Origin of the sequence: Streptomyces glaucescens, assembly GCF_002154375.1 — a bacterium.
GTDB classification, from domain to species: Bacteria; Actinomycetota; Actinomycetes; order Streptomycetales; family Streptomycetaceae; genus Streptomyces; species Streptomyces glaucescens.
This window is the reverse complement of record NZ_MUND01000300.1, coordinates 1-567: the sequence shown is the minus strand read 5'-3', so window position 1 is coordinate 567 and position 567 is coordinate 1. Positions and strand designations below refer to the sequence as shown.

The 567-nt window shown below is 76.9% G+C and carries 1 protein-coding gene; it reads left to right on the top strand.

What is annotated here, in order from left to right; genetic code table 11:
* A partial coding sequence (locus tag CCN42_RS20290) for a cellulose binding domain-containing protein (RefSeq protein WP_211294755.1) occupies positions 1–388 on the top strand: 388 nt, incomplete at its 5' end.
* Positions 389–567 lie beyond the last annotated feature (179 nt).

Here is a 567-nt window from a genome sequence, read left to right as displayed (position 1 = left end):
CGGCAACCGCTCGCCGCGCTCGGCCACGGTCACCGTCACCACCGGCAAGGACACCGGCACCCCCGGCGCCGGCTGCGCGGTCGGCTACCGCGTCGTCAACCAGTGGCCCGGGGGCTTCCAGGGCGAGATCACCATCCGCAACACCGGCACGGCCGGCATCAACGGCTGGACCCTGGCCTTCGCCTTCCCGGACGGCCAGACCATCACCAACATGTGGGGCGGCACCCCCGCCCAGGACGGCACCGCCGTGACGGTCGCCGCCGCCTCCTACACCGCCGGGATCCCCACGTCCGGCTCGGTCACGCTCGGCTTCACCGGCACCAGGGCCGCCGCCAACACCGCACCGACGGCCTTCGCCCTCAACGGCACGGCCTGCACGGTCTCCTGACGCGACGCGGCGCGGCGCCAGGGCCGGCCGGCGGGGACGGAGGTCCCCGCCGGCCGCGGTGCGCGGATCCTCCGCCGCGCCCGGCTCAGAAGGGCACCCGGGTCTCCCCGGGCCAGCCGGTGCCGCCCGCTCCCGCGCGTTCCCGGGCGGCGCTGTGGGTGAGCCGTACGAGGTCGGTC